Origin of the sequence: Psychrobacter sp. UBA2514, assembly GCF_002341255.1 — a bacterium.
Taxonomy (GTDB): Bacteria; Pseudomonadota; Gammaproteobacteria; order Pseudomonadales; family Moraxellaceae; genus Psychrobacter; species Psychrobacter pacificensis.
The window spans coordinates 24,225-26,876 of sequence record NZ_DDNS01000005.1 but is presented as its reverse complement, the minus strand read 5'-3'; the positions used below and the strand labels follow the sequence as shown (position 1 = coordinate 26,876).

Sequence of the window (2,652 nt, the reverse complement as noted above, 5' to 3'; positions counted from 1 at the left end):
TCGGGTGTGACCGCGCGTATCAGTCAGCGTACTCATGTGGATGACAGCCAGTCCATTAGCAGCTACTTTGTCGTGGCAACGCGTGCGCTCAACCGCAAACCTGAAGCGATTGATTTGCTCAAAGAGGTGATGGAGCATAGCATCTTTACTGAGCATGGCCGTATCAAAGAAATCTTGCAGCAGCGTCAAGCCAGCTGGCAATCTAATTTGGCAGGTTCTGGTCACTCATATGCAATGCAAACCGCCAGTCGCGGTATGAGTCGTCAAGCGCAGCTAGAATATGTGCGTAGTGGTTTACCAGCACTAAACGCACTAAAAGCGTTCTTGGGTCATGCCAGTACTGATGATGCACAGTGGGATCAATTAGCGACCAGTTTGATGGACTTGCATCAACGTTTGATCAGCTTACCTAAGCATGCCGTTATTATCTGTGAAGCCGAGCAAACGGAACGCTTGAGTGGCCTCATCGTCGATAGCTGGACAGAGAGCAAAGCACTACAAGCTGCTGAAAAAGCAGACAATACTGAAGCAAATATCCCTAGCGAATTTGCAAATCTGCATCTAGATACTGCGTTAAATGGTGAGACTAATTCAGTCAAGGCATTAGAGAGTGGCGACGATGTTAAAAACAATGTGCTCGATGTTGCAGATTTAGCGTGGTTAGTGCCAACCAACGTTTATCATAATGCCAGTGCTTATACGGTACCAGCGGCTGACCATCCTGATACTGCCGCACTCATGGTATTAGCGCCTTACCTACGTAATGGCTATCTGCACAGCGCCATTCGTGAACGCGGCGGTGCCTATGGCGGCGGTGCGGGCTATGACGCCAATGCTTGCGCCTTTAAGTTCTTTAGTTACCGCGATCCGCAGTGCGCTGAAACCTTTGAGCATTTTGAGGCCAGTATCGAGTGGATCTTAAACGAGCCACAAACCGATGAGCAATTAGAAGAAGCCATTTTGGGTATTATCTCCGGTATGGATAAACCGGGCTCGCCTGCAGGAGAAGCGATTAAGGCGTGCTTTGCCAACTTGCATCATCGCGGTGCTGACTGGCAACGTAAAATGCGCGCCGCTATCCTAGCCGTGACTATCGATGACTTGCAGCGTGTTGCCAAGCAATATCTGCAAGGTCAAAACCATGTACGTGCCGTGTTAGCACCTTATGATAAAGAAGAGACGGTGAAAGGTCTTGGTTTTGAAGTATGTAGAATTAAGAGCTAAGACAATTAGGTTTGTTCTTTATTAAAAGTTAAATATAAAAAGCCAAGCATGATGCTTGGCTTTTTTGTATGTAGTATTTGCTTAGTACCGTTTGATACTCAAATCTTTGCCGATTTTGTCTTGATGGATCGGGAATTCTGACAACTCGTTATACTGCTTACGATCAGAAAAATAGTTTTTTAAGGTAAGGCGAATGGCCTCAAAGGCCAGCGTATCCCATGGAATATCTTCTTCACTAAATAGCGCACAATCAAGGCTTTCTGAGCCAATACCGTACGCACCATCTTTTAGATCGGCGAGATAAATAGAGTAGATCTGCCCAATATCTGGTAGGTCATAAATGCAGTATAGATGCGGATTCAGTACGATGGCATCAGCTTCTTCGTAGCTCTCGCGTGCGGCGCCTTCAGCCATGGTTTCGCCGTTTTCCATAAAACCTGCAGGTATCGTCCATAGCCCATATTGCGGCTCGATCGCTCGGCGGCACAGTAGGACTCTGTCTTCGTGTACGACTAGCGAACCACAGATAACCTTTGGGTTTTCGTAGTGGATATAGTGACAATTGGGGCACACCAAGCGCGGCATATTATCTGTAGGTGGGATTTTTCGTTCTGCTTTATGACCGCATTGGAGACAATAGCTCATACCAACTACCTTTATTAGTAAATATTGTATGTCCACTTATGTTAAAAGTTTTTTTGCCGTTCTGATGTTTGCTTTTGTATACAGCAGCGATAGTGACAAATACTTTTGAGGATATCCTTTTACTTTTAACGAAAAAGTTATTTTATTTAATTTTTATGATTACAAAGAAAACGCTCTGATAGCGCATTTTAATTGCCATCAAAGCGTTCTTATATTATCGAGTATATCCTACATAGGAATTAGGTCATAAAAATTAGATCATAGCAATTAGGTTTTTATTTTGAGCATTTGTGTGCGTAGTCCACCAGCTACCGACGCAGAGATAGGAATCAATGGCGTCAACGTGGCTTGAAAGTCATGATAAAGATCTTCGCGCGTCGGATATATGACCGTACTTAAGTTGCCATCTGCATCTACCTCATGACGCCAGCCGCCGTGCTCAAGATCAATCAAAGTACTGGCAATATAATCCCAAGCTAAGCGGTAGTAATATTCAAAGCGCGGATCACCCGTACGGCGCGATAGCATTAGTGCGGTATTAGCCATCTCCGCCTGTACCCAGTAAGGACGGTTTGGTATTGAAATCTCATCATCCCAGCCAATGGTATAAACCATGCCGGGCTGACCGTCAGGTGCCCAGCCACGATTGATAGCGCTATCAAATAATGCGATGGCATCAGGTAGCAGCCAATCAGGCACCTCATAATCACGTGCCGTACAAGCAGACTCAACCTTGAGCAGCAGTCCTGCCCATTCTGCAAAGTGACCAGGTGTGAGTCCCCA

Annotated in this window: 3 protein-coding genes; 1 reads left to right on the top strand and 2 read right to left on the bottom strand. The window is 45.7% G+C overall.

Annotated elements, in window-relative coordinates; translation table 11 throughout:
* Window positions 1-1,224, top strand: a 1,224-nt coding sequence (locus tag B3V51_RS01480) for an insulinase family protein (RefSeq protein ID WP_349676136.1), incomplete at its 5' end; no start/stop codon positions are given.
* An 81-nt stretch (window positions 1,225-1,305) separates the two neighbouring features.
* On the opposite strand, the gene B3V51_RS01475 is transcribed toward B3V51_RS01480, so the two are convergent.
* Window positions 1,306-1,869, bottom strand: coding sequence for an NUDIX hydrolase (locus B3V51_RS01475; protein WP_058025448.1), 564 nt, complete (start codon window positions 1,867-1,869; stop codon window positions 1,306-1,308).
* A 267-nt stretch (window positions 1,870-2,136) separates the two neighbouring features.
* On the bottom strand, window positions 2,137-2,652 hold a 516-nt coding region (locus tag B3V51_RS01470; RefSeq protein WP_286707845.1), incomplete at its 5' end, for an AGE family epimerase/isomerase.

What these genes read in the sequence shown, in the direction of transcription:
- B3V51_RS01475 (WP_058025448.1), bottom strand. Translation starts at nt 1,869, where the DNA reads ATGAGCTATTGTCTCCAATGCGGTCATAAAGCAGAACGAAAAATCCCA.